General features: G+C 62.8%; 17 protein-coding genes. 10 read left to right on the plus strand and 7 right to left on the minus strand.

Annotation, left to right across the window (positions count from 1 at the left end; genetic code table 11):
• Window positions 1-61: 61 nt before the first annotated feature.
• Together HU755_RS10415 and HU755_RS10420 are read right to left on the minus strand one after the other, a co-directional pair.
• A complete protein-coding gene (locus HU755_RS10415; RefSeq protein ID WP_186632169.1) occupies window positions 62-1456 on the minus strand; it encodes an amidase in 1395 nt (464 codons plus the stop codon).
• Between the two features lie 48 nt (window positions 1457-1504).
• Window positions 1505-2818, minus strand: a complete 1314-nt coding sequence (locus HU755_RS10420; protein WP_186632172.1) for an MFS transporter — start codon at window positions 2816-2818, stop codon at window positions 1505-1507.
• A gap of 238 nt (window positions 2819-3056) precedes the next feature.
• On the opposite strand from HU755_RS10420, the gene HU755_RS10425 reads away from it, so the two are divergent.
• From HU755_RS10425 to panB, 9 genes are all read left to right on the plus strand, one after another.
• Window positions 3057-3986, plus strand: a complete 930-nt coding sequence (locus HU755_RS10425; RefSeq protein WP_186632175.1) for an asparagine synthetase A — start codon at window positions 3057-3059, stop codon at window positions 3984-3986.
• A 65-nt stretch (window positions 3987-4051) separates the two neighbouring features.
• Window positions 4052-5122 (plus strand): LLM class flavin-dependent oxidoreductase, encoded by a 1071-nt coding sequence (locus HU755_RS10430; RefSeq protein WP_186619372.1) that lies wholly within the window; start codon window positions 4052-4054, stop codon window positions 5120-5122.
• On the plus strand, window positions 5115-6359 hold the full coding sequence (locus tag HU755_RS10435) for an MFS transporter (protein WP_186632178.1): 1245 nt from the start codon (window positions 5115-5117) through the stop codon (window positions 6357-6359). Before HU755_RS10430 ends, HU755_RS10435 begins: the two co-directional genes overlap by 8 nt.
• Window positions 6356-6811: a cobalamin B12-binding domain-containing protein gene (locus HU755_RS10440; RefSeq protein ID WP_186632181.1), complete on the plus strand. Its 456-nt coding sequence runs from the start codon at window positions 6356-6358 to the stop codon at window positions 6809-6811. The genes HU755_RS10435 and HU755_RS10440 overlap by 4 nt, the downstream gene beginning before the upstream one ends.
• A gap of 42 nt (window positions 6812-6853) precedes the next feature.
• On the plus strand, window positions 6854-8092 hold the full coding sequence (locus HU755_RS10445; protein WP_186632184.1) for an acetyl-CoA carboxylase biotin carboxylase subunit family protein: 1239 nt from the start codon (window positions 6854-6856) through the stop codon (window positions 8090-8092).
• Window positions 8089-9585 (plus strand): hypothetical protein, encoded by a 1497-nt coding sequence (locus tag HU755_RS10450; protein WP_186632187.1) that lies wholly within the window; start codon window positions 8089-8091, stop codon window positions 9583-9585. Before HU755_RS10445 ends, HU755_RS10450 begins: the two co-directional genes overlap by 4 nt.
• 2 nt (window positions 9586-9587) lie before the next feature.
• Entirely contained in the window at window positions 9588-10847 is a 1260-nt protein-coding gene (locus HU755_RS10455; protein ID WP_186632190.1) for a methylaspartate mutase, read from the plus strand.
• A complete protein-coding gene (locus HU755_RS10460) occupies window positions 10828-12081 on the plus strand; it encodes an ATP-grasp domain-containing protein (RefSeq protein WP_186632193.1) in 1254 nt (417 codons plus the stop codon). The genes HU755_RS10455 and HU755_RS10460 overlap by 20 nt, the downstream gene beginning before the upstream one ends.
• Window positions 12082-12124: 43 nt before the next feature.
• On the plus strand, window positions 12125-12943 hold the full coding sequence (gene panB, locus HU755_RS10465) for a 3-methyl-2-oxobutanoate hydroxymethyltransferase (RefSeq protein ID WP_186619365.1): 819 nt from the start codon (window positions 12125-12127) through the stop codon (window positions 12941-12943).
• On the opposite strand, the gene HU755_RS10470 is transcribed toward panB, so the two are convergent.
• Window positions 12928-14349 (minus strand): PLP-dependent aminotransferase family protein, encoded by a 1422-nt coding sequence (locus HU755_RS10470; RefSeq protein WP_186632195.1) that lies wholly within the window; start codon window positions 14347-14349, stop codon window positions 12928-12930. The genes panB and HU755_RS10470 overlap by 16 nt on opposite strands.
• Before the next feature lie 442 nt (window positions 14350-14791).
• The gene (locus HU755_RS10475) at window positions 14792-15352 is read right to left on the minus strand and encodes a YbhB/YbcL family Raf kinase inhibitor-like protein (protein WP_186548649.1); all 561 of its coding nucleotides are present in this window, start codon (window positions 15350-15352) and stop codon (window positions 14792-14794) included.
• Window positions 15353-15494: 142 nt separating this feature from the next.
• Between HU755_RS10475 and HU755_RS10480 the strand changes: the two genes are divergently transcribed.
• Window positions 15495-17018, plus strand: coding sequence for an apoptosis inducing factor family protein (locus HU755_RS10480; RefSeq protein WP_186632198.1), 1524 nt, complete (start codon window positions 15495-15497; stop codon window positions 17016-17018).
• A gap of 34 nt (window positions 17019-17052) precedes the next feature.
• Here HU755_RS10480 and pgaD read toward each other — a convergent pair whose 3' ends face one another.
• From pgaD to pgaB, 3 genes are read right to left on the minus strand one after another with little or no spacing between them, the layout of a single operon-like run.
• Window positions 17053-17586 carry a poly-beta-1,6-N-acetyl-D-glucosamine biosynthesis protein PgaD gene (gene pgaD / locus HU755_RS10485; RefSeq protein WP_186632201.1) on the minus strand — a complete coding sequence of 178 codons (534 nt, stop codon included), beginning with the start codon at window positions 17584-17586 and terminating at the stop codon, window positions 17053-17055.
• A complete protein-coding gene (pgaC, locus tag HU755_RS10490; protein WP_186548655.1) occupies window positions 17583-18938 on the minus strand; it encodes a poly-beta-1,6-N-acetyl-D-glucosamine synthase in 1356 nt (451 codons plus the stop codon). Before pgaC ends, pgaD begins: the two co-directional genes overlap by 4 nt.
• Window position 18939: 1 nt before the next feature.
• Entirely contained in the window at window positions 18940-20937 is a 1998-nt protein-coding gene (gene pgaB / locus HU755_RS10495; RefSeq protein WP_186632204.1) for a poly-beta-1,6-N-acetyl-D-glucosamine N-deacetylase PgaB, read from the minus strand.
• Window positions 20938-20945 lie beyond the last annotated feature (8 nt).

A 20945-nucleotide genomic window follows, 5' to 3' on the forward strand; every position in this document is an offset into this window, starting at 1 on the left:
AAAAGAAAAGACGCACCACTGCGACGCGGTGCGCTTGGGCGATACACACAAGCGCAGGGCATCAGCGCAACGGTACGGACGGCCAGCGCTCGATCGGTCCGCGCCAGCTCTCGTATGCCTTGGCGCAGCGCAACAGCCACTGATCGGCGAAGCGCGGAGCAATCATCTGCAAACCGATCGGCATGCCTTGGGTGGTGAAACCGCAGTTGATCGACAGCGCCGGTTGCTCGCCCATGTTCCACGGCACGGTGAACACGATGTGTTCGAACGGTTGGCGCGGATCGTTGCCCGGCGAGGGCCACTCGGCCGGAAAACTGCTGACCTGATTGGTCGGAGACAAGACCAGATCGAGATCGTCAAAGACCCTTGCACAGCGGCGCCGCATTTCGAAAGTCTGGTTGAAGCCGTCGACCGCCTGCACCGCGCTCATCGTTGCGGCGGGGGCCGCCCACGCCTCGATGTACGGCAAGACCTTGCTGCGCTGCTCCGGAATCAGGGCCTGCAATTGCGCCAACTGTCGGGCGCGCCAGAAATCATCGAGGCCATCCAGCAAACGGCGATCCATCACCGGCCCGATCAGCACCACTTGCGCACCGTGTGCCTCGAACAGCCGCGCCGCCTGACGCACCGCGTCGCACACTTCGCTGTCGGGCTGGAAGCCGCAACCAGGGTCCAGCATCAAGCCGACTTTCACGCCCTGCAGCGCCGGAGCTTGCAACTGCCAGTCCAGCGTTTGCGCGGCGAGGCTGGTTGCGTCGCGGCGGTCCGGGCGCGTCAGGTAGCCCATCATCAACGCGCAGTCATCGACGGTGCGGGTCATCGGCCCGGCGCAGCGACCGGTGTAATACGGATCAATCGGAATCCGGCCCAGGGTTGGCTTGAAACCGACCAGGCCACACCAGCCCGCCGGCAGCCGCACCGATCCGCCGATGTCGGTTCCGACATGCAGCGGCCCGTAACCGGCGGCGGCCGCTGCGGCTGCACCGGCGCTCGAACCTCCGGGGTTACAGGCAGGGTTCCAGGGATTGCGCGTGATGCCATGCAGACTCGACAAGCCCGAGGACAGCATGCCGAAGTCCGGCACGGTGGTTTTGCCCAGAATGATCGCCCCGCTCTCACGCAGACGCGCAGCCGGCGGCGCATCTTCGCTCGCCGGCACGGCAGATATGGCAGCGGTTCCTTGAGTAACGCAGTCGCCCTGAGTGGCAATCAGCTCCTTGAGAGTCACCGGTACGCCGTCGAGGCCGCCGCGCGGCGCGCCCCGGCTCCAGCGTTCGCTCGACGCTCGTGCCTGCTCGCGTATGCGCTGCGGATCGAACGCACACAGCGCTGCGATGCTCGGCTCCCAGCGTTCGATGTGGGCCAGCAGGTGATCGAAATACTCCAGCGGCGACAACTGGCGGCGGGCGTACAGGTCGAGCAATTGCGTCGCCGATAAATCGTGTAATTCCATCATCTATAGCCATCCGTGCCAGAGCCGTGGTGCGTAACTGCTTCGCTTGCCTTAGCGTTCCGGGACCAGCGCCGGCCGCGTCCAGGCCGGCTCGTGCCGACCGAAACACAGGGCGCAGCCAACCCCCACAGCGCCCATCACCGCCGCATAAGCCACGCACACCCACGGGCTCCACGGCATCAGGGCGATGAGCAGCAGCGGCGTGGTGCTCGCCCACAGTGCGTAGGCGATGTTGTAGGTAAACGAAATGCCCGAGACGCGGATGTGCGCGGGAAACAGGCTGACCATCACCGACGGAACCGCGCCGACCACGCCGCAGCTCAACCCGGCCAGCGCGTAAGCCAGCCCGAGCCAGGCGCCGCCACTGATCAGGCAGCCATAAAGCAGTGCGATGCCGACCGGCAGCAATACGCTGTACAGCTTGACCGTACGCCAGGCGCCGATGCGATCGACGATCAGCCCGGCGATCACGCAGCCGATGTTGAGAAAAACGATGCCCAGACTACTTAGGGCAAAGGTGTGGCCGGGCGTCATGCCGAAACTTTTCTGCATGACGGTTGGCGTGATCACCACCAGTACCACCACGGCCGATGTCAGCACGCAGGTCAGGATGAACGCTGGCAGCAAAGTCTTGCGGTGTTCGCGCAGCACGGTGCGCAACGGCAGTTCGGCGTCCGCCGCACGGCGTGCCTGCAATGCCACGAAAACCGGTGTCTCGTTCAACCAGCGGCGCAGCCAGACGCCGATAACGCCGAACACCCCGCCCAGTAAAAACGGCAGGCGCCAGGCGTAATCGAGAATCTCCGCCGGGGTAAACACTTGCGCCAGCAGGGTCGCCGTCAGCGCGCCGAGCAGATAACCAAAGGTCAATCCGGCCTGAAGGAACCCCAGCGCATAACCACGATGCCCGGCTGGGGCATGCTCGGCCACGAACACCCAGGCGCTGGGCACTTCGCCGCCCACGGCGGCGCCTTGCAGGACCCGCAACAGCAGCAACAACAGCGGTGCGAAATAGCCGATCTGGGCGTAGGTCGGCATGATGCCGATCACCAGGCAAGGCACCGCCATCATCAGGATGCTCAGGCTGAATACCCGTTTACGGCCCGACTGATCGGCGAAATGCGCCATCAGGATTCCGCCCAGCGGGCGCGCCAGATAGCCGGTGACAAAAATGCCGAAGCTTTGCAGCAGGCGCAGCCACTCCGGCATGTCTGGCGGAAAGAACAGTTGGCTGAGGGTCAGGGCAAAAAACACAAAGATGATGAAGTCATAGATTTCCAGGGCACCGCCAAGGGCGGCAAGGCCCAGGGTCTTGTAGTCGGACCGGGAAAATCGGTGAGGGGGCGAGACATTAAGAGCAGTCATGGATGAGCTCTGAATAGGTCAGTAAAGGAGCGACACCGGCGCACGAAGCGCCCTTGCGAATCGGCTTGCTCCTGCGCCACCTGATCAGTTTCAACAGCGCGGTATCGTCTATGCAAACGCAACGCCGGACAACAAAACCCAAGCTCTGTGCTGCTTTTTAGAGGAAATCTGTACATTGAGTTTTCGCTTGTTTAAACAATAATCAGGCCCTCCCTAATCCCCGGATATTTGGCCAATCATGGAAGAAATCACCAGTAACTTCGCCGATTTTGCGCATCCAGACACAGAGTCCATTGCCATCATCCGAGGCCGCGTCCTACAAGCCTTGCAACACTATCTGCTGGAACGCGACTTCAAACAGCTGATGCCGATCCTGATGTCGCCGATCACCGATCCGTTGAACCATGCGGTGTATCCGGCAGAGATCCAGTACGAACAACGGCGCCTGAAACTGACGGCGAGCATGATCTTTCACAAGCAGTTGGCGCTGACTGCCAAGGGCCACGACAAGATCTTCATCGTCGCGCCGAACATTCGCCTGGAGAAGGCCGAAATCAAGGACTCGGAAAACCACTTGCTGGAATTTTCCCAGTTCGATTTCGAGATCCGCGATGGCGACATGCACCAGGTCATGGCGCTGATCGAAGGCCTGATCAAGCATGTCTTCAGCGAGGTCAACCAGCATTGCGCTGGCGAGCTGAAGCAATTGGGTCGGCAACTGCCGCACTTTGCCACGGCTTTCCCGATCTACAGTTCCGACGAACTGCGCGCCGAGCATGGCGACGACTTCGAAAAAATCATGTCGGCGCAAGCGCACACGCCGTTCTTCGTCACCAACTACCGCCGCGAGTTCTACGACCGCGAGACCCCGGGCAAGCGCGGTACGTACAACAACTATGACCTGATCTATCCCGATGGCTATGGCGAAGCCTTGTCGGGTGCCGAGCGCGAGTTCGAATACGAGCAGATCGTCTACCGCATGAACGAGCTGTCGATGGACTTGCAGCCGTTTGCCAACTACCTGGAAGTGGCTCGCCGTGGCTTGCTGCACCCGAGCGCCGGCGGCGGTCTGGGCATCGAGCGCCTGCTCAAGTTCATTTGCGGCAAGCGGCGCATCCGCGACGTCGCGCTGTTCGACCGCACCGTCGGTACCAGCTTCCTGTTCTGATCCGCATCTGAATCGCAACGCCTGCCCCGCTTCGGCGGTGGCCGGCTGCGCCATGGAGAAACACTATGCCTGCACTGCGCATTCACTGGTGCTCACCGCTCGATAGCGGTCAGCAAAAGGCTTCGGAAAAATACAACACCGGTGCCCTCGATTTCGCTGGCATCGTCGACTTTGCCCAGGAAGCCGATGAGTTGGGCATCGACTCGCTGCTGATGGGAATCAGCTACCACATGCCCGATCCGTTGCCGATGATCGGCGCGCTGGTGCGTGAAACCGAGCGGGTCAAATTCATCCTTGCCTACCGTCCCGGCCTGCTGCCGCCGACGCTGTTCACCCAGATCGTCAACACCGTTTCCTGGATGTCCGACAAGCGCATTGCGCTGAACCTGGTGGCCGGTATCTCGCCGGATGAACAAGCTTATTACGGCGACTTCGTTGCCCACGACGGTCGCTATGAACGTACCGGCGAATTCCTCGACATCCTGCATCGGTTCTGGAAAGGCGAATCGCCGCTGACTTACCACGGCGCCCACTACCGCATCGAAAAAGCCCAGTTGGGCCTGCCCTTCAAAGATGCCGAGCGGCCGCGCATTTACCTCAGCGGCGCCTCGGACATTGCCCAGCAAATCGCTATCGCGCACAGCGATTGCTGGCTGCGTTACGGCGATACCCCCGAGGGGATTGCCGAGGCCAGCCGCACCGTGTTGCAGGCAGGTTGCTCGGTGGGCATCCGCATGCACGTACTGGCCCGCGAAACCCGTGAAGAAGCGCTGGCCGCCGTCGAAAGCATGATGGAAAACCCCGACGAGCAGCACCGTGAATGGGTCCGCGAATTTGTCGGGCGCTGCGATTCCCAAGCGGTGAAGACCTCGTTCCAACTGGCGGAAAAAGCTCAGCACGACTGGCTGTCGCCGATGCTCTGGTCGGGCGCGGTAGCTTATCGCGGCGGCCCGGCACTGTGCGTGGTCGGCAGTTATCAGGAAGTCGCCGAGTACCTGTTCGAGTACAAAAAGGTTGGCGTCAGCGAGTTCATTTTCTCCGGCTGGCCGACCCGCGATGAAATGCGCCGGTTCTGCAAGTACGTGCTGCCTTACCTGCGCGAGCTGGAAACGGTGTGGGATCGCGATCATGCCTGAGGTCAGCGCCGATGCCCGGCGCAGGGCGATTCGCCTGTTCGGTGCCGGACTGTTATGCGCCTTGCTGGCAGAACAGACCGTGCTGTTTGCCGTTCCGTTGATGATTTTTCAACTGACCGGCAACGTGCGCTATTCCGGCATCGCCTTCGCGCTTGAATGGCTGCCGGCGCTGATCGCCTACCCGTTTGCCGGGTTACTCGCCGACCGCTTTGGCGGCCGCTTGTTGTTCCGCGCAGCCAACACGGCCCGCGGACTGAGCCTGGGCGTCACCTTGTGGATTTGCTGGTTTGCGCCGCAATGGACGATCTGGGCGCTGATCGGAAACGGCATCGTGCTGTCGGTGCTGATGGCTCCGGTGCGCATGGCGGTGGAGAAAAGCGTACCGCTGATCGCTGGCCCCGAGCGCCTCGCCCATTGTCAGTCGCTGGTGCAGAACATGGAGCTGCTGGCGATGGCGCTCGGCCCGGCACTCGCGGCCGGGTTGGCGATGTACACCGACAAGCGCTGGTTGTTGGGCCTCGCCGCGATGGCGCTGTTCGGCGCCGCGTTGTGCTGGAGAAACCTGCCGACGGCGCGAACCCCGGCCAGCGGTGCGGGCAGCGTGCTCAAGGATCTGGCTCTGGGCTGGCGACTGTTGCTCGGCAACCGGCCGGTGCTGACGCTGGCCGGCCTGAACTTCACCATCAACCTGGCCTTTGCCGCGGTACTGAGCGCCAACGCGTTTGTCATCAGCGGAGTCTTCAGCGCTGCCGACGGCGTGTTCGGTCTGATGAACGCCGGGGCCGGCGCCCTCGGCCTGCTGAATTTCATTCTGGTGCCGCGCCTGCTGGCCCGGCTGTCGATCTATCGACTGGGCGCGCTGGGCTTCGCCTTGCTGTGCCTGGGCCTGATCTGCATGGGCGTGGCCAACGGCGTGGTGCTGTATGCCCTGAGCTTTCTGCTGGCGATGGCCGGGTGTGCGTGGTTCAACGTGTTCAATCGCACGCAGCGGATCAAAGCCATCGACAAAGCCCATCTGGGCAAAGTCATGGGGCCGTTTTACCTGGTCAATCTGCTGTCCTATCCGCTGGGCGGTCTGCTCACCGCCAGCGTCGGCCACGTCTACGGCCCGCAGGTGCTGATTCTGGTGTTGGCGCTGGTGCTGACCGTGCCTGGCACTCTGCTGTTCATCCTGACCACCCGACGCTTCCAGTTGGCGCTGGGTGGCCCGTCGCTCGCCATGGAGGCGTCCCAATGAAAGTCCTGCCGCACTGCCTGCTCGCTACCGTCGAGTCCGACTCGCACATGTGGAACCTGGTGTACTTGCAATTGTGGCTCGGCGAACACGGCTTGCAGGTGAAAAACCTGGGCAGTTGCACGCCGATCGACGCCGTACTCGGCGCGCTTGAACAGCGTCGCAGCGACCTGCTGGTGATCAGCAGCGTCAATGGCCATGGGTATTCGCAAGGCCTGGAACTGATTCGTCAGGTGCGCCAGCGGTATCCCCGGCTGCGCTGTGTGATCGGCGGCAAGCTGACCACTTCCGAGGCGCAAACCCTGGCGGTGCGCCGGGCGTTGATCGACGCCGGCTACAACCAGGTGTTCGTCGGCGCCGATGCGATCGAGGCATTCAGCGCGTACCTGAGCGCCCTGCCCACGCAACCCGACGCCGAACCTGCACCTGCCCTCTGTGCGCCGTCCTGGGGCTGATCCCCGACCGCCGCCGACTTCGCCCATTCAAGGATCACTACGATGCACATCGTTATCGTCAACCGCTGGCCGCGTTTTCATGATGAGCGCCGCTGGGACAATGAACTGACTCGCTACGAGGCGTTCTTCGATCATCAACAGCACCGCATCAGTTACGTGGTCGATGCGCCCGGCGCCCAGGGCGTGCTCGCCCCGGCGCAGCAGATTGCCCATCAGGTGCAGGTCGAGGACGTCAATCAATACGAGCAATTGCTGGGAGCAGTCCAAGAGGTCATCGCGCGTGTCGGGCCGGTCGACCAGTTGATCGCGCTGTCCGAGTTCACCCTGGAAATTGCCGCGCGGGTACGCCAGGCCCTGAATATCCCGGGAGACGGGCCGGATGAAGTGGCGGTCTACCGCGACAAGGCGCGCATGAAGGAAATCCTTCAGGCTCAGGGTCTGCCGGTGCCGGCGTTTGCCCGCTGCCAATCGGTCGAGCAGGCCCTGCACTTTGCCGGCGAGATCGGGTTTCCGCTGATCCTCAAACCGGTCGATGGTGCCGCGAGCATGGGCGTGGAAAAAGTCGAGAACGAAGCCGACCTGCGCCGTCTGCTCGCCACCCTCGACCTCAGCCGTTATGAGATCGAAGCCTTCATGCATGGCCAGACCTACCACATCGACGGCTTTGCCGATGTCGACGGCAGCGTGCCGTTTCAAGTGATATCGCGCTACATCAACAGTTGTCTGGATTTCGCCAAGGCCCAGCCTTTGGGCTCGGTCATCGTTCAGGCATCGCCCCTGCGCAAACGCATCGAAGCGTTCAGCCAACAGATCCTGCGCGCCTTGAGCCTGCGCTGTACCGCGTTCCACCTGGAGATTTTCGTCGAGCCGGACGAGTCACTGGTGTTCCTCGAAATCGGCGCGCGGGTTGGCGGCAGTGAAGTGCCGCACCTGATCAACAAGGTATTCGGGGTCAATCTTTACGAACACTGGCTGCGCCGCCTCGCAGGCGAAAAGGTGCCCGTGCCCGCCATCGACGACGATCCGAGTGGCGGCTGGCTGGTCATTCCCAAACCCGCACAGCTGCCTTGCCGCGTGGTGAAGGCGCAATCACTGCGCGAAGCATTGCCCAACCTGTGGCGCGAGCTGTTGCCCCAACCGGGAGAAATCCTTGAGGCCGGCGGCAGTTACGACGCCCTGCACAGCGGCCGCTTCATTTTTGTCGGCGGCAGCGAAGTCGCGACTGAGCGCGATATCCGCCACACCACCCAGACGTACCAATTCCAGGCTGAAGCGCTATGAACGCCATTCAATTGCAAGCCAGTCACGACGAACCGTTGCTGGGCGAACTCAATCGTTATCTGAAGGCCGACGAACGTCGCGCCGTCGCCACGATCGGCGAGCGCCTGATCGCCGCGGCAGGTGGCCTCGACCGGCTGACCGACTACAAACTGATGGTCGCCTACGGCGGTGGCAAGGACAGCTCCTACACCGTGGCCATGCTGCGCGCCACGCAGTTGCATCTGTCGGTGTTGCACGGTCGCACCTTTCAGCTGCGCATCGCCAACATGCGTCACGCCGGCGTACCGGATGCGGTAATGGCCAACATTGATCGGGTCTACCGCGCCTTGCACCTGTTCGACGATTCGCGAGTGGAAATGCTGGTGGTCGATCATCAGCAAATCCGCCCGTTCGAACGCCACCTGCCGTTCCCTGACAATGTGCAGGCGATGAACCGTTTTGACGTGTTGATGAACGGCCACCGTACCGCTGGCGACGGCCGACCGACCTTCTGCAACAGCTGCAACCTGGCCGTGGCCGATTTTTATGGACGCGCAGCGTGGTGGCAAGGCGGGGTCGACGCGGTCGTCACCGGCGACTCGCGCAAGGAACAGAAACACTACTTCACCTGGATCATGCGTCTGGCGCAGCGCCTGGGCCTGAACGTCGACGAGTGTCGCCGCCAGGGTTTTCGCGGACTGCTGCAAGCGCTCGATGGCGTGGCCCAGAGCTATTTCATCGAGCTGTTCGGCGAAGGCTTCGACCAGCAGCGCGAGGAGCGTCGCGTCGCCTGCGGCGATGAGCATGCCGACCCGGCGTTCGTCAGTATTTACGATCTGGTCAGCTACAAAGTCGAGGATCACTGGGAACTGATCACCGAATTTCTCGATTTCCGCTTCGAAGAGCTGGCGTTCAGTTTCACCGAATCGGACTGCGCCAACCCAATGCTGATGGCGCACTTTCGCGGGCTTAAAGCCGAGTACGTACAAGGCCGCCGCTACAACCAGGGGATTGCCGAATATCTCGAACTGGCGCAGGCGCTGATGCGCAAAAAAGAAATGCCCCAGCGCCTGATCGATCTGGCCATGGCTGCGTATGCCGACGAACAGGGCATGCAAGCCCGTCGCACACTTGCCGCGCGCTTTGCCGAGCAGGCCTTCGGGCTGGATGAGGCGCAACTGGTCTGCATGCAGTTTGCCCCGTTCGTCGACCGCGGCCGCGAGCTGTCGAGTTTTCTAGGACTTTGCCACCCGCAGCAGTTGGGCAACATCGATGTGCTGCACCAGATCCTCGCCGGCGAACACAACGAACCGGGCCTCAGCCAGTGGCTGAGCCAGGTCAGCGGTCTGCCGTTGCCGGCGTTGCGCAGCTTGTATGCGCACCAACGGATCGACTTCGACAGCGATGCCACGCTGATCGCCCGGGTCCGTGCCGGCGATCCGCATAAGGGCCGCATCAGTCGCTACGACCCGGCCACCGGTGAAACCGTGGTCGAACTGGTCTCGGGGCGCTAGGCATGACCACGTCTCGCGGCGGCTATTTTGAGCAGTTCATCGAGCGTGCCCGTGCCCGCGGCGAACTGGTGGTGCAACCGCGCATGGGCTTTGGCACCCTTCAGCAGATGCGCGCCGGGCTGGCCAGTGTCGCCGACCTGCCCTGCGCGGCCATCGGCACCATCACCCTGGACAGCTACACCCGCGTCGGCGATTACCAAAGCGCCTTGCAGTGTCTCAACAGTGCTGCGCCGATGAACGGCTTTCCGATCATCAGCCACCCGGTCGAAGCGGTGCGCAGCATGCTCGCCGGGCTGTACGGTGCGCAGTTTCCGATCCAGATCCGCCACGGCACGGCCAAACCGCAAAACGTATTCCAGCGCCTCGCAGCCCTGGGGCTGGACGCCACGGAAGGCGGCCCTGTGTCGTATTGCATGCCTTACAGCCGCTTGCCGCTGGCCGAGGCGGTCAGCGCCTGGGCCGACAGCTGCCGGTTACTGGCCGACGCGACCGAGCATGCGCACATCGAGAGTTTCGGTGGCTGCCTGCTCGGGCAGCTGTGCCCGCCGTCGCTGCTGGTCGCCATGACCCTGCTCGAAGCGCTGTTCTTCCGCCAGCACGGGATTCGCAGTGTTTCGCTCAGCTACGCCCAGGGCACTTCGCTGGAGCAGGACTTCGGCGCGTTGCAGGCATTACGCGAATTGGCCGCCGACTATCTGGACGGTGCCCACTGGCATGTCGTGGTGTATTCCTACATGGGCGTCTTTCCGACCACACAGCACGGCGCCCGCCGTTTGATTGGCGACAGCGCGCGCCTGACTCAGGCCGCCGGTTGCGAACGGCTGATCGTCAAGACCGTCGCCGAATCGCGGCAAATCCCCAGTGTCGACGACAACCTCGACGCCTTGCGCATGGCGGCCGAAGCGGCGGCCGGGGAGCTGCCAACGATGGGCGCGGGCGGCGCTGGCTATTACGAGCAAACCCTCTTCGAAGCGCGACGACTGGTGGAAACCGTGCTGGATCTGCATGCCAACATTGGTCTGGCGCTGATTCAGGCGTTCGCTCGCGGCTTGCTCGACATCCCTTATTGCCTGCATCCGGACAACCCCGGACGCGCCACCACCCGCATCGACGACCGCGGCGCGCTGCGCTGGGGCAATACCGGCGGCCTGCCGTTGCCGCGTGGCAGCGGCGGGTCGCTGAACGGCCCCGGCGTCAGTTCCAGCGAACTGTTTCAGATGTTGCATTACACGGTAAATCGTTATGACCAACCCTTGCATTGATTCCAGCCTCGCGCCGTTCATTCTGGTCGACGCGTATTCCACGGGTGCCCTGTTGGCCCGTGCACTGGCCGGCGAGCGGCGCTTGCTGCATGTACGCTCCCGCGCGCAGATGCCGGCGGCGTTTGCCGCAAGTTGCCCGACGGAGCTGTTCGTCGCCGATTACAGCGTCGCCGACGAAAGCCTGGAAGCGCTGATTGCCAGGCTCGCCGCGCACCAGCCGGCGGCGGTGTTGACCGGCAGTGAATTTGGCGTCGAGCTGGCCGATTTGCTCGCCGCCCGCCTCGGCCTGCCCGGCAATGACCCGGCGACATCGGCGGCCCGCCGCGACAAATCGCTGATGGCCGAGCAGGTCGCTCAGGCCGGACTGCCGGTGGCGGCGCAATTGCGCACCCGCTCGATGGCCGAGGCGCTCGCCTGGTTCAAGGCGCGTGGCGGCGCCAGCGTCGTCGCCAAGCCGCTGGACAGTGCTGGCTCCGACAACGTGTTCATCTGCCACGACGCGCTGGAGTTGCAGGCCGCCGTCGAAACGATTCTCGGGTCGACCAACCTGATGATGCTCGACAACCAGGCGCTGCTGTTGCAGGAATACCTGAGCGGCGACGAGTACGTGATCAACAGCGTCAGTCATGAGGGCGAGCACTGGATTACGGACGTATGGAAAAGCTCGAAAACCTTCGCTGCTGATGGTCGCAAGATCTATGACTGCGAGGACCTGCTGCCAGCCGACGCCTCGCAATTGCCACAGCTGATCGAATACGTGCAGGGCGTACTCGACGCACTGGGCATCGTCCATGGCCCGGCGCACACCGAGTTGATTCTGACCGCCGACGGCCCGCGTCTGCTGGAAACCGGCGCGCGGCTTTCCGGGCTGGCCTGCCCCCCCGCCCTGCAAGCGGCGACCGGTAACGATCAGGTCGCGCTGACCTGTCTGAGCTATCTGACGCCTGCGCATCTGGTCCAATGGCCCAAGCGCTATCGGCTGCTGCAACACGCCAGGTGCCTGAACCTGATCGCCCATCGCTCGGGTCTGTTTGCGCAGGACCAGGCACGCCAACGCCTGGAAACCCTGGCGAGTTTTCATAACGTCAGATTCCGCCACGCCGAGGGGGCAGCGATTACGCCCACCATTGACCTGAACAGTTCACCCGGCGCGGTGTTTCTGTTGCACCCGCTGTCCGCGCGTATCGAGGCCGATCACGCCGCGTGGCGAGGCTGGGAACGCGACTGGTTGTAACCACAGACAACCCCGCCAACGGGGCTTGAAAAGGAAAGAGAGCATGAGCCTGCATACCCGAACCAAACGACTGAGCGTGCCGCAATTGGTCGCCATGAAGGGACAACAGAAAATCGTCTCCCTGACCGCCTACACCAGCCATATGGCGAAGTTGATGGACCCGATCGTCGATTTCATCCTGGTCGGCGATTCCACCGCCATGGTCGGTTACGGCCGCACGTCGACCCTGGACATGAGCCTGGATGAAATCATTGCGCACACCCGCGCGGTGGTCAGCAGTACGCGCCTGGCGTGTGTGATTGCCGACATGCCCTTCGGCAGTTATCAGGAGTCGCCGCAACAGGCCTACCGTAACTGTGCGCAGGTGCTGGCACGGACCGGCTGCGACGCGATCAAGCTGGAAGGCGGCGCCGTGCTGGCCGAAACCGTGGAGTTTCTGGTCAAGCGCGGCATCCCGGTGATGGCGCATATCGGCCTGATGCCGCAATACGTTCACACCATGGGCGGTTTCAAGGCACAGGGCATGAACGAAACGGCGGCGCAGGCGATTGAAGCCGATGCGCGCGCGCACCTTGCCGCCGGCGCTTTCAGCCTGCTGCTCGAAGGCGTTGCCGAAGGTGTCGCGCGGCGGGTGACCGAGCTGTCGCCAATGCCGACCATTGGCATTGGCGCCTCGCCGTCATGCGACGGCCAGGTGCTGGTGACCGAGGACATGCTGGGCCTGGGCGGGGACCACGTGCCACGTTTCGTCAAACAGTACGCCGATGTCGGCGCGCTGATCACTCAGGCCTGCGACGCCTTTGCCACGCAAGTGCGCGAGGGCACGTTCCCCGAGGCCCGGCACTGCTATGGCGTCGACTGAGCGGCGGACACGGCGCTCTCATCGTGAATCGCCTGAGTCAGCATCTTCAATGCGTGGGCAATGTCCTTGCTCCAGTCGAGGGTGTAGCTCAGGCGCAGGTGATGCTGCCATGCGCCCTGCTGACTGAATATCTCGCCGGGCGCAATCACGATGCGTTTGGCCAACAGACGCTCGAACACCCGGCGCATGTTCACTGGCCGCGTCGCTTCGACCCAGAATGCGGCGCCGCCCAGCGGGGCGACGATGCGCAACTGGCCGTCGGTGTGTTCGTGCAGCATTTCCTGCATACGCTGCATGCGGCCGACCAACAGACTGCGCAACATTTGCGTGTGCTGATCGATCCGGCGCGTGGTGTACAAGCGCGCGATCGCCTTTTGCCGGATCGGCGACAAGCGGAACGCCCGCTCAAGAAACAGCCGATGCAGTTCGGGCCCCTGGAACCGGCTCAACACATAGCCGTAGGGGGCTTCCGAACCGATGATCTTGTCGAAGGTGGAAAACACCACCAGACGCTCGGGGTCGGCAAAATCACGGTAGCGCGTGGCGCCTGGCGCGAAACAGAACTCGCCGTAGCTGTCGTTTTCAAACAGCCAGATGCGCCGTTCCGCCAGCCAGCGGCAGATCAGTTTCTTGTCCTCGCCCGGCATCAGGCTGCCATGGGGAATATTCACCGTCGACGACAGCACCGCCACGCTGATCGTCTCGCGCTGCAACAACAGCTGCAGTTGCGGCAAGTCAAAGCGCCCATCATCGCCCAACGGCAGTTCAATGACGCGGATCCGCGCGGCCTGCAACTGGCGCAGAATCGCCCAGGAACACGGCGACTCCACCAGCGCCACGGTGCCGGTCAGTTGCAGCGCTTCGAGGGATAACTCCAGCACGCTGCGCAGGTCCGAGCCGATGTACACGTGCTCGGCGCGCCAGTAGCAGCGCGTCGAGCGGGTGTAGCGATCCGCCAGAACGCTGCGCAACTCGGTCTCGCCAAAGGGCTGATACAGCGGCGCGTGGGAACGTGGGTACTGGCGCGTCAATTCGCGCTCGGTCATCAGCAGCGGGTTTTCCAGCGACAGCAGCATCGCCGGTGCATCGCTGCTCAGCGCCAGCATGCCGGGCTGCCGGGCACTGGCGAAAACGCTGTCGAGCAGGTTCGGCGAGCCCTCGCTGACCAGCGCCGAAGGCATGGCCCGGGTGTAATATCCGAGCTTGGGGCGCGCATAGATCCGCCCCTGATCCTCGAGCAGGGAGTAGGCATATTTGGTCGTGGAGACTGACACGTTCAAACGCTGCGCCAATTGCCGCAGCGACGGCAGTTTCTGCTCGCCTTCGGGATGGGCGGCTTCGATCAGTTCGACGAGATAGCGATAAACAGCCTGGTAGGCAAATGTCGAATCTTTACTTGGGTTCATGCTCAATCGCTTCAAATCCTGGTGCGTTAGGTACTGCGCCCGCCCGTCGAGGTCAAAACCTCGAGGCCAGCGCTTGCACTCGGCCATCCATGCCAACGCTCGGGCATCGTATCGATACCGTCGGGCAAAAGCGTCATCAGCAATGGGCGTTTTCAGTCGTCACGCCACGTGCCGGGAGTGATCGGCACGGCGTTCTCCATGAACATGCGTCGCTAGCCTGGCACCCGACATCTTCAGCAGTCCGGGTGACAAATTCCAGCGTTCAGGGTTGAACCGTTGCAAAGGGTAGCGCACATCGCCATCGGCGCGATGCGATGGCGACCGTGGCCGCACCCGGGAAGGCGCCAGGCGCGTGTCGACGCACCTGGCGAGTGCTCGCGGTCATCGAGCAAATGCAATCTCACCGCACGGGCCACAGGCCGCACGCGGTGTGGTCAGCCAATCAGCGGTGATAACGCCGCACCGCACTGCTGTTGCGCAGCACATGGCCTTTGATTTTTTCCATCAGCTCGGCGCGGGTCAACCCGGCCGGCAAGGCGTCGGGGGCCAGATCCAGCGCGTAGATCTGGATGATGTAATGGTGCGCGCTGTCGCCCACCGGCGGGCACGGCCCCATGTAATGAGTATTGCCCTTGCTGTTGGTGCCGCCGACACCTTCGAGGCTGGATTTTGCACCGACACCGGCCGCAATCTGGCGCGTGCCGGCTTTGATGCCGTAGTGAATCCAGTGATCGACGCCCAGGCCTTTCTGGCCGTCCGGGTCGTGCATGACGATCGCGTAGCTCTGGGTGCCGGCAGGACCTGCGTTCCAGCTCAGCGCCGGCGACTGGTTCTTGCCGCCGCAACCGGGCGCATCGCTGGCCGCCGCCGAGGTGAACAGGCGGTTATCGGACACGCCCGGGATGCTGAGGGTGAAACGCTCCTGGGCCTGCGCCGGGAACTGCACGCAAAGGGCGACGGCAACGGCCGCCAGCCAAGGGTTGAGAGAGGTCAATCGGGTCATTTCCGGGAGCACCTTTGTGCAGTGGGGCCGTCGTCGGCCTGCAAACTATAGCGGTACCGTTCGTGCCGTGGCAGTGGCAAATGGCTGAACCTCGCGCAGCCACGCAAACTCACAAGAGAAATTGCCTGCGAGGAAGCCAACGATGTCCCTGCACCGTGTCGCCCGTTTCACCGATGTCCCGCAAGACCGTGGCCTGCAAGTCGAAATCGGCGACTGCAAGATCGTTCTGTTGCGTGCCAACGGCCAGTTACGTGCGTTTCAGGGCCTCTGTCCCCATGCCGGGGCGCCGCTGGCGGAAGGCGCGCTGTGTCATGGAAGGCTGATCTGCCCTTGGCACAAAGCCGCATTCCGCGCCGAGGACGGCGGCCTGTGCGAGCCGCCGTCGCTCGACAGCCTCAAGCGTTATCCTTTGGAGTTGCGCGGCGATGACGTCTGGGTCGATGACCAGTCCCTGCCCGATCCACACACCCCGCCGGCTGACGATCCGCGCACCTTCGTGGTGGTCGGCGCGGGAGCGGCAGGCACCGCGTGCGCCGCGGCCCTGCGGGAGAAAGGTTTTGGCGGGCGCATCGTGTTGATCGACGGCGAAGCGGATCCCGGCTACGACCGCACGGCACTGAGCAAATTCGTTCTCGCCGGGCAGATGTCGCCGAAAGAAGTCCCGCACCTGCGCGAAGAGGCGTTCTATCAAGCGCAGCGCATCGAACGGCTGCAAGGCGAAGTCAGCGCACTCGACGCGCAAGACAAAATCCTTAAGCTGAACAACGGCGGCACGCTGCGTTACGACGCCGCCGTGCTCGCCACCGGCGGCGCGCCCAATGCGCTGCAACTGCCCGGCGCCGAGCTGGCCAACGTCTTCGTTCTGCGCTCCAAGGCCCACGCCGAACAGCTCATGAATGCCGCCAGGCCTGGCCAACGCGCAGTGATCATCGGCGACAGTTTCATCGCCCTCGAATGTGCTTCGGCCCTGCGCCAGCACGGCCTCGACGTCACGGTGCTGGCGCGGCATGCAACGCCTTTCGCCGCGCAATTTGGCGAAGCGGTGGGTCAAGCGATTCGCGCATTGCACGAAGAGCACGGCGTGAAGTTCATCATCGGCCATGAAACCACGCAAATCCTCGGCGAGGACAAGGTCGAGGCGGTGTTGCTGGACAACGGGCTGCGGCTTGCCGCGGATCTGGTGCTGGCCGGTATCGGCGTTCATCCGGCCACCGAGGCATTCGCGTCGTTGCCCAAAGAAGACGACCAGTCGTTGCGCGTCGACGATGGCATGCGCGTGTGCGAAGGGCTGTGGGCCATCGGCGATATCGCCACGTTCCCGTTGGGCGGCCACCCAACACGCATCGAGCATTGGCGCCTGGCCCAGCAACACGCGCGCATCGCCGCCGCCAACATGCTCGGCGGCGAGGAACATTATCTGGATGTGCCGTTTTTCTGGACGAACCACTTCGGCAAGAACTACGACTATCTCGGACATGCCGAAGAATGGAACGAAGTCGAGTTCAGCGGCGAGCCGCAGAAACCGCCGTTCATTGGCCTGTTCGTGAACAACGGCCTCGTCGTCGCGGCGGTGGCATGTGACAAGCAACGCGCGATGGCACTGCTGGCCGAGCGGATGAAGCAACCTTTGCGGATGAAAGAGGCCTGGACGCTGATTCAGGCCTGACATTGATTCCTACAGGGCGCCGTTGTCGTATCGATCAGGCCAGCGGATTCAGCGGCTCGCGATTGTCGTCTTTCTCGGCATGCACAAAGATCACCCGCGGATACTGCAGCGGCGCCAGGGGCGGTGGCAATTGCTCCGGCTGCACTGGCCAGAAATGCGTTTCCACGTGACTGATGTCACCGTCCTGATCGTTGTGAATGGTCATCACCCCCGGCGTGCGCAGCTTCTGGAAACGCTCATCGCACAGCTTGAAGCTTTTGCTCAACCCTTGGTCGTCAATCACTGGCGATGGCAAACGGCGCTGGGCGAAGCTGCGGCTTTTTCGTTGTTGATAACGCGCCCAGCCGATCAGAATCACGGCGTTGACCAGCGCCACCCAGAGATAGACCTGCAAGGTTCCCAGCGCTTCGAACGCCGAGTTGTCGATACGCGGTCCGCCGGCGTGGGTTTCGATCAGCGGCCAGAGCCCGCGCACCAGCAAGAACAACAAGCCAATCCATGCCAGCAGGGTGAGGATGACATCGATCACCACCAGAAATGGCCGCTGACGAGTCCGGATAATTTTCATTTAATGACCTCTTCCTGGTCGTCGCCAATCGGTTTGATACCCCGGTCAGGGCTGACCCAGCGCGCGCGTTTCTGATGTTGGCCGAACAGAACCTTCGGAAAGCTGACCAAGGTAGTCAGCAGACTGACAAGCCAGAACACCAGCGGATACCAGACCACCCAGAACATGGTCTTGCCCAGGCCCGGTTCATAACGACGGTCGATGACGATGCTCACCGCGAACTGCACCAGGCAGACAAACGCCAGCAGCAAACCGGTAAACGCCGGCGGCATCAGATGATCCACGGCAATGGCGTCTGGCATCACCACGAACTTGCCCACGGCCCAGAAAATCACCGACAGCAAAAAGGTGAACGCCCAACCGGTCGAGAGGCAATATTCGAACAGCAAGGGCCACAGGTAACGGTGCCGGTACTGCCAGATGCCGCGAATGTTCTTGAACAGCACCTCGGCGCCGCCCTGGGCCCAGCGCAGACGCTGCTTCCACAGCCCGCCCAGTGTCTCGGGCATCAGAATCCAGCACAACGCGCGCGGTTCGTAGAAGATGCTCCAGTGATCCAGTTGCAGCTTCCAGCTGATGTCGATGTCTTCGGTAATCATGTCCGGGCTCCAGTAGCCCACGCGGTTCAGCGCGGTACGCCGAAACGCGACGATCACTCCCGACACGGTGAAGATCCGCCCGAACACCCGTTGGGTGCGCTTGATCAGGCCGATGATCGATGAGAACTCGCCGACCTGCACCCGCCCGACAAGCGTCGAGCGTGTGCGGATTCGCGGGTTGCCGGTCACCGCGCCAAGACGGGCGTTATCCAGCATCGGCGCGACCAGATAAGCCGCAGTATTGGGCGCCAGCAATGCGTCGCCATCGATGCACACCAGATATTCACTGCGTGCAGCAATCGCGCCCATGCGCAGGGCGACAGCCTTGCCCTGGTTTTCCGCCAGGTGCAGCACTCGCAGACGCGGGTCCTCCTTGGCCAGGGCGTCGAGCACTTCGGCCGTGTTGTCCCTGGAGCCGTCATTGATCGCGATAACTTCGATGTTCGGGTAATGCTGGGCCAGCGCCGCATGAATGGTGTCGGCGGCGTTGTCGCCTTCGTTGTAGCAAGGGATCAGGATCGAGATCAGCGGCTCGCCTTCCAGCGGCGGCGGTAAAGTGTCGTCCTTCCAGGGCCAGTGACGCTCCCAGTGCAGCCAGAAATACAGGCCACCGGCAATCCACAACCCGGACATGAACAACGGATAGAAGAACACGAAGTCCATCAGGAACTGCCCGGTGAGCAGAAAGATCAGCCCCAGTGGCACACCGAGGACAATCGCCAGAACAAGCAGGGCCAGCAGTCTATCCAGCATGTTATGGATTCCATTTGTTGGAGAGCGCAGGCCTGACGGTTTTCAGGTCCGGCAGGTTGTCGAGGAAGTTGTCCGGGTAGTAACCGAAACTGGTCGCGCCCTGACGTTTCAGACGCCCCATCCAGTCCGCCAACTGCGCGCCGTCGATGTCGGCCTGATCCTTTTGCGTCCAGTCCCGTGCCTGCAATTCGAACACCGTGCGGTTGAGCGCACCCGGACGTTGCTTGACGGTTTCCACCAGTTTTTCCAGCCATGGGCCGGACTGTTCCCGGGTCTGTTTTTCCATCAGCGGCATGGCCATCGGCGCCGTCCAGTCGTAGGTGGCGAGGAAATCATCGAGGTTCTGCGCGAACCACGCTTCGCTGTCGGGATTGAGCATCGGCTCGGCAAACAGGTTGCGCGCTGTCAGCACTTGCGGGCCGCGAATCGCGCGAACCCTGGCAGTGAGTTCGTTGGTGAAGTCGATCAGGTAACGGCTCTTGAAGCGCGTCCAGCGTTGCATCGCCGCCGGATCGTCACGCAGCGCAGCAATCGAGCCCGGCAATCCCTGAGCAGCGTAGGCCTTCAGGGCGTCAGGGCTGGCATCTTCGAAATCCGAGAGCAGCGCATCGTCGTGATAAAGGATGCCGTCGACCGAGGCCAGGCGCGCCACGTCCTCGTAGATTTCACCGACGATTCGCCGTACCTCGGGATTGAACGGCGACAGGCGTTTGTACTGGCTCGGATCCACTGACGTGACGCCGGTTTGCGGATCCCAGCGGGTCACGCGTGGCAGCTTCGAATCCAGCTCGAAACTGAGCACCGGCATCCACGCATAAACCTTCACATGCGCACGGGTGCGCAGTTGCCAGGCGACGCGGTCGAACAGATCCGCGCGCACCGGCAAGTGGCGGTTGGGGAAGTACAACGAGTGCACCAGGCCGTCGCCCTTGGGATCGGCGAAGGCTTGCAGAAATACCGTGTTGGCGCCCATGTCAGCCATGCGCTGCACCAGTTTGCCGAGGTTGATGTCCTGCTGCGCCGGGTCCGGGTCGTACACATTGTCCAGGTCGACATGCACCACGCGCATGGCCGATTCGGCCTGCACCGAGACGATGCTGTTGGCGAAATGCTCGCCGTCGGGGTCGGAGGCAACGAGGAAGCGCGGAGCGCTCATCAGGTTGTCGAGGGCATCGAGACCATCATCCAGAGTCAGGGCCATTTCATAGCCCTGTTCGCCCACCACGGCCAACGACGTGCCGTCTGCCGCACCGTATGGCCAGACCCAGACTCGCGGTCGTTTCCCGGTGGCCTTGCGGATTTTCTCCGAGATGTTGTTGACGTCGGTGCGAATCCGCGCCTGGAAGTCGGCTTCGGATTCATAGCGTTTGCTGACCGGATCGTAGCGTCGGGTCGCAGCGGCGGGCTGCAGGTTGCCCTGCGGGTTGGCGAGAATGCCTTTGTGGTTGGCATCGGTGTGCGCGGCGATTTCCACCAGCCCGGATCGGGAAATCTCACGCACCTGCTCCCAGGTCAGAAAGTCGGAACGCGCACGCGGTGTGCCGGCGAAATCCACCGGCTGGTTGAGCGGCGTGTCGACCCAACTGCCGACCGGCGCCAGCAGCGCATGCCAGTTATAGGCGCGCAGCACCGGCAATACGCGGGTGTAGAAGCTTGCATAACCGTCGTCGAAACTGAGCAGAACCGCTTTCGCCGGCAGCTGTGGACCGCCCCTGCGCGCCGCCATGATCTGATCGACCGTGACCGGCTGGTAGCCATTCTCGCGCAGCCAGGCGAGCTGCTCGATCAGGCGCTCGGTGCGCACCGCCACCACCGCCTGATCGGGGTCGCGGTCTTCGACATCGTGATAGGCGATGCCCAGCACGTGGTTTTTCGGCCACGGTTTTTCACTGGCCGGCACGGCCCGCTCGGCGGGCGGCACGAAGGCCGGGGCTTGCTGGGCGCAGGCGCTGATCAGCAGCGCTCCCAGCAAAAGGATGAAACGCGAAATCAGAGGCATCTTCAAAC

Source organism: Pseudomonas sp. SWRI111 (assembly GCF_014268555.1).
Lineage (GTDB): Bacteria > Pseudomonadota > Gammaproteobacteria > Pseudomonadales > Pseudomonadaceae > Aquipseudomonas > Aquipseudomonas hamedanensis.

Excerpts from the sequence above, each read along its gene's own strand:
- HU755_RS10415 (WP_186632169.1), bottom strand. The coding sequence starts at position 1,456 with ATGATGGAATTACACGATTTATCGGCGACGCAATTGCTCGACCTGTAC.
- HU755_RS10420 (WP_186632172.1), bottom strand. The coding sequence starts at position 2,818 with ATGACTGCTCTTAATGTCTCGCCCCCTCACCGATTTTCCCGGTCCGAC.
- HU755_RS10425 (WP_186632175.1), top strand. The coding sequence starts at position 3,057 with ATGGAAGAAATCACCAGTAACTTCGCCGATTTTGCGCATCCAGACACA.
- HU755_RS10430 (WP_186619372.1), top strand. The coding sequence starts at position 4,052 with ATGCCTGCACTGCGCATTCACTGGTGCTCACCGCTCGATAGCGGTCAG.
- HU755_RS10435 (WP_186632178.1), top strand. The coding sequence starts at position 5,115 with ATGCCTGAGGTCAGCGCCGATGCCCGGCGCAGGGCGATTCGCCTGTTC.
- HU755_RS10440 (WP_186632181.1), top strand. The coding sequence starts at position 6,356 with ATGAAAGTCCTGCCGCACTGCCTGCTCGCTACCGTCGAGTCCGACTCG.
- HU755_RS10445 (WP_186632184.1), top strand. The coding sequence starts at position 6,854 with ATGCACATCGTTATCGTCAACCGCTGGCCGCGTTTTCATGATGAGCGC.
- HU755_RS10450 (WP_186632187.1), top strand. The coding sequence starts at position 8,089 with ATGAACGCCATTCAATTGCAAGCCAGTCACGACGAACCGTTGCTGGGC.
- HU755_RS10455 (WP_186632190.1), top strand. The coding sequence starts at position 9,588 with ATGACCACGTCTCGCGGCGGCTATTTTGAGCAGTTCATCGAGCGTGCC.
- HU755_RS10460 (WP_186632193.1), top strand. The coding sequence starts at position 10,828 with ATGACCAACCCTTGCATTGATTCCAGCCTCGCGCCGTTCATTCTGGTC.
- panB (WP_186619365.1), top strand. The coding sequence starts at position 12,125 with ATGAGCCTGCATACCCGAACCAAACGACTGAGCGTGCCGCAATTGGTC.
- HU755_RS10470 (WP_186632195.1), bottom strand. The coding sequence starts at position 14,349 with ATGAACCCAAGTAAAGATTCGACATTTGCCTACCAGGCTGTTTATCGC.
- HU755_RS10475 (WP_186548649.1), bottom strand. The coding sequence starts at position 15,352 with ATGACCCGATTGACCTCTCTCAACCCTTGGCTGGCGGCCGTTGCCGTC.
- HU755_RS10480 (WP_186632198.1), top strand. The coding sequence starts at position 15,495 with ATGTCCCTGCACCGTGTCGCCCGTTTCACCGATGTCCCGCAAGACCGT.
- pgaD (WP_186632201.1), bottom strand. The coding sequence starts at position 17,586 with ATGAAAATTATCCGGACTCGTCAGCGGCCATTTCTGGTGGTGATCGAT.
- pgaC (WP_186548655.1), bottom strand. The coding sequence starts at position 18,938 with ATGCTGGATAGACTGCTGGCCCTGCTTGTTCTGGCGATTGTCCTCGGT.
- pgaB (WP_186632204.1), bottom strand. The coding sequence starts at position 20,937 with ATGCCTCTGATTTCGCGTTTCATCCTTTTGCTGGGAGCGCTGCTGATC.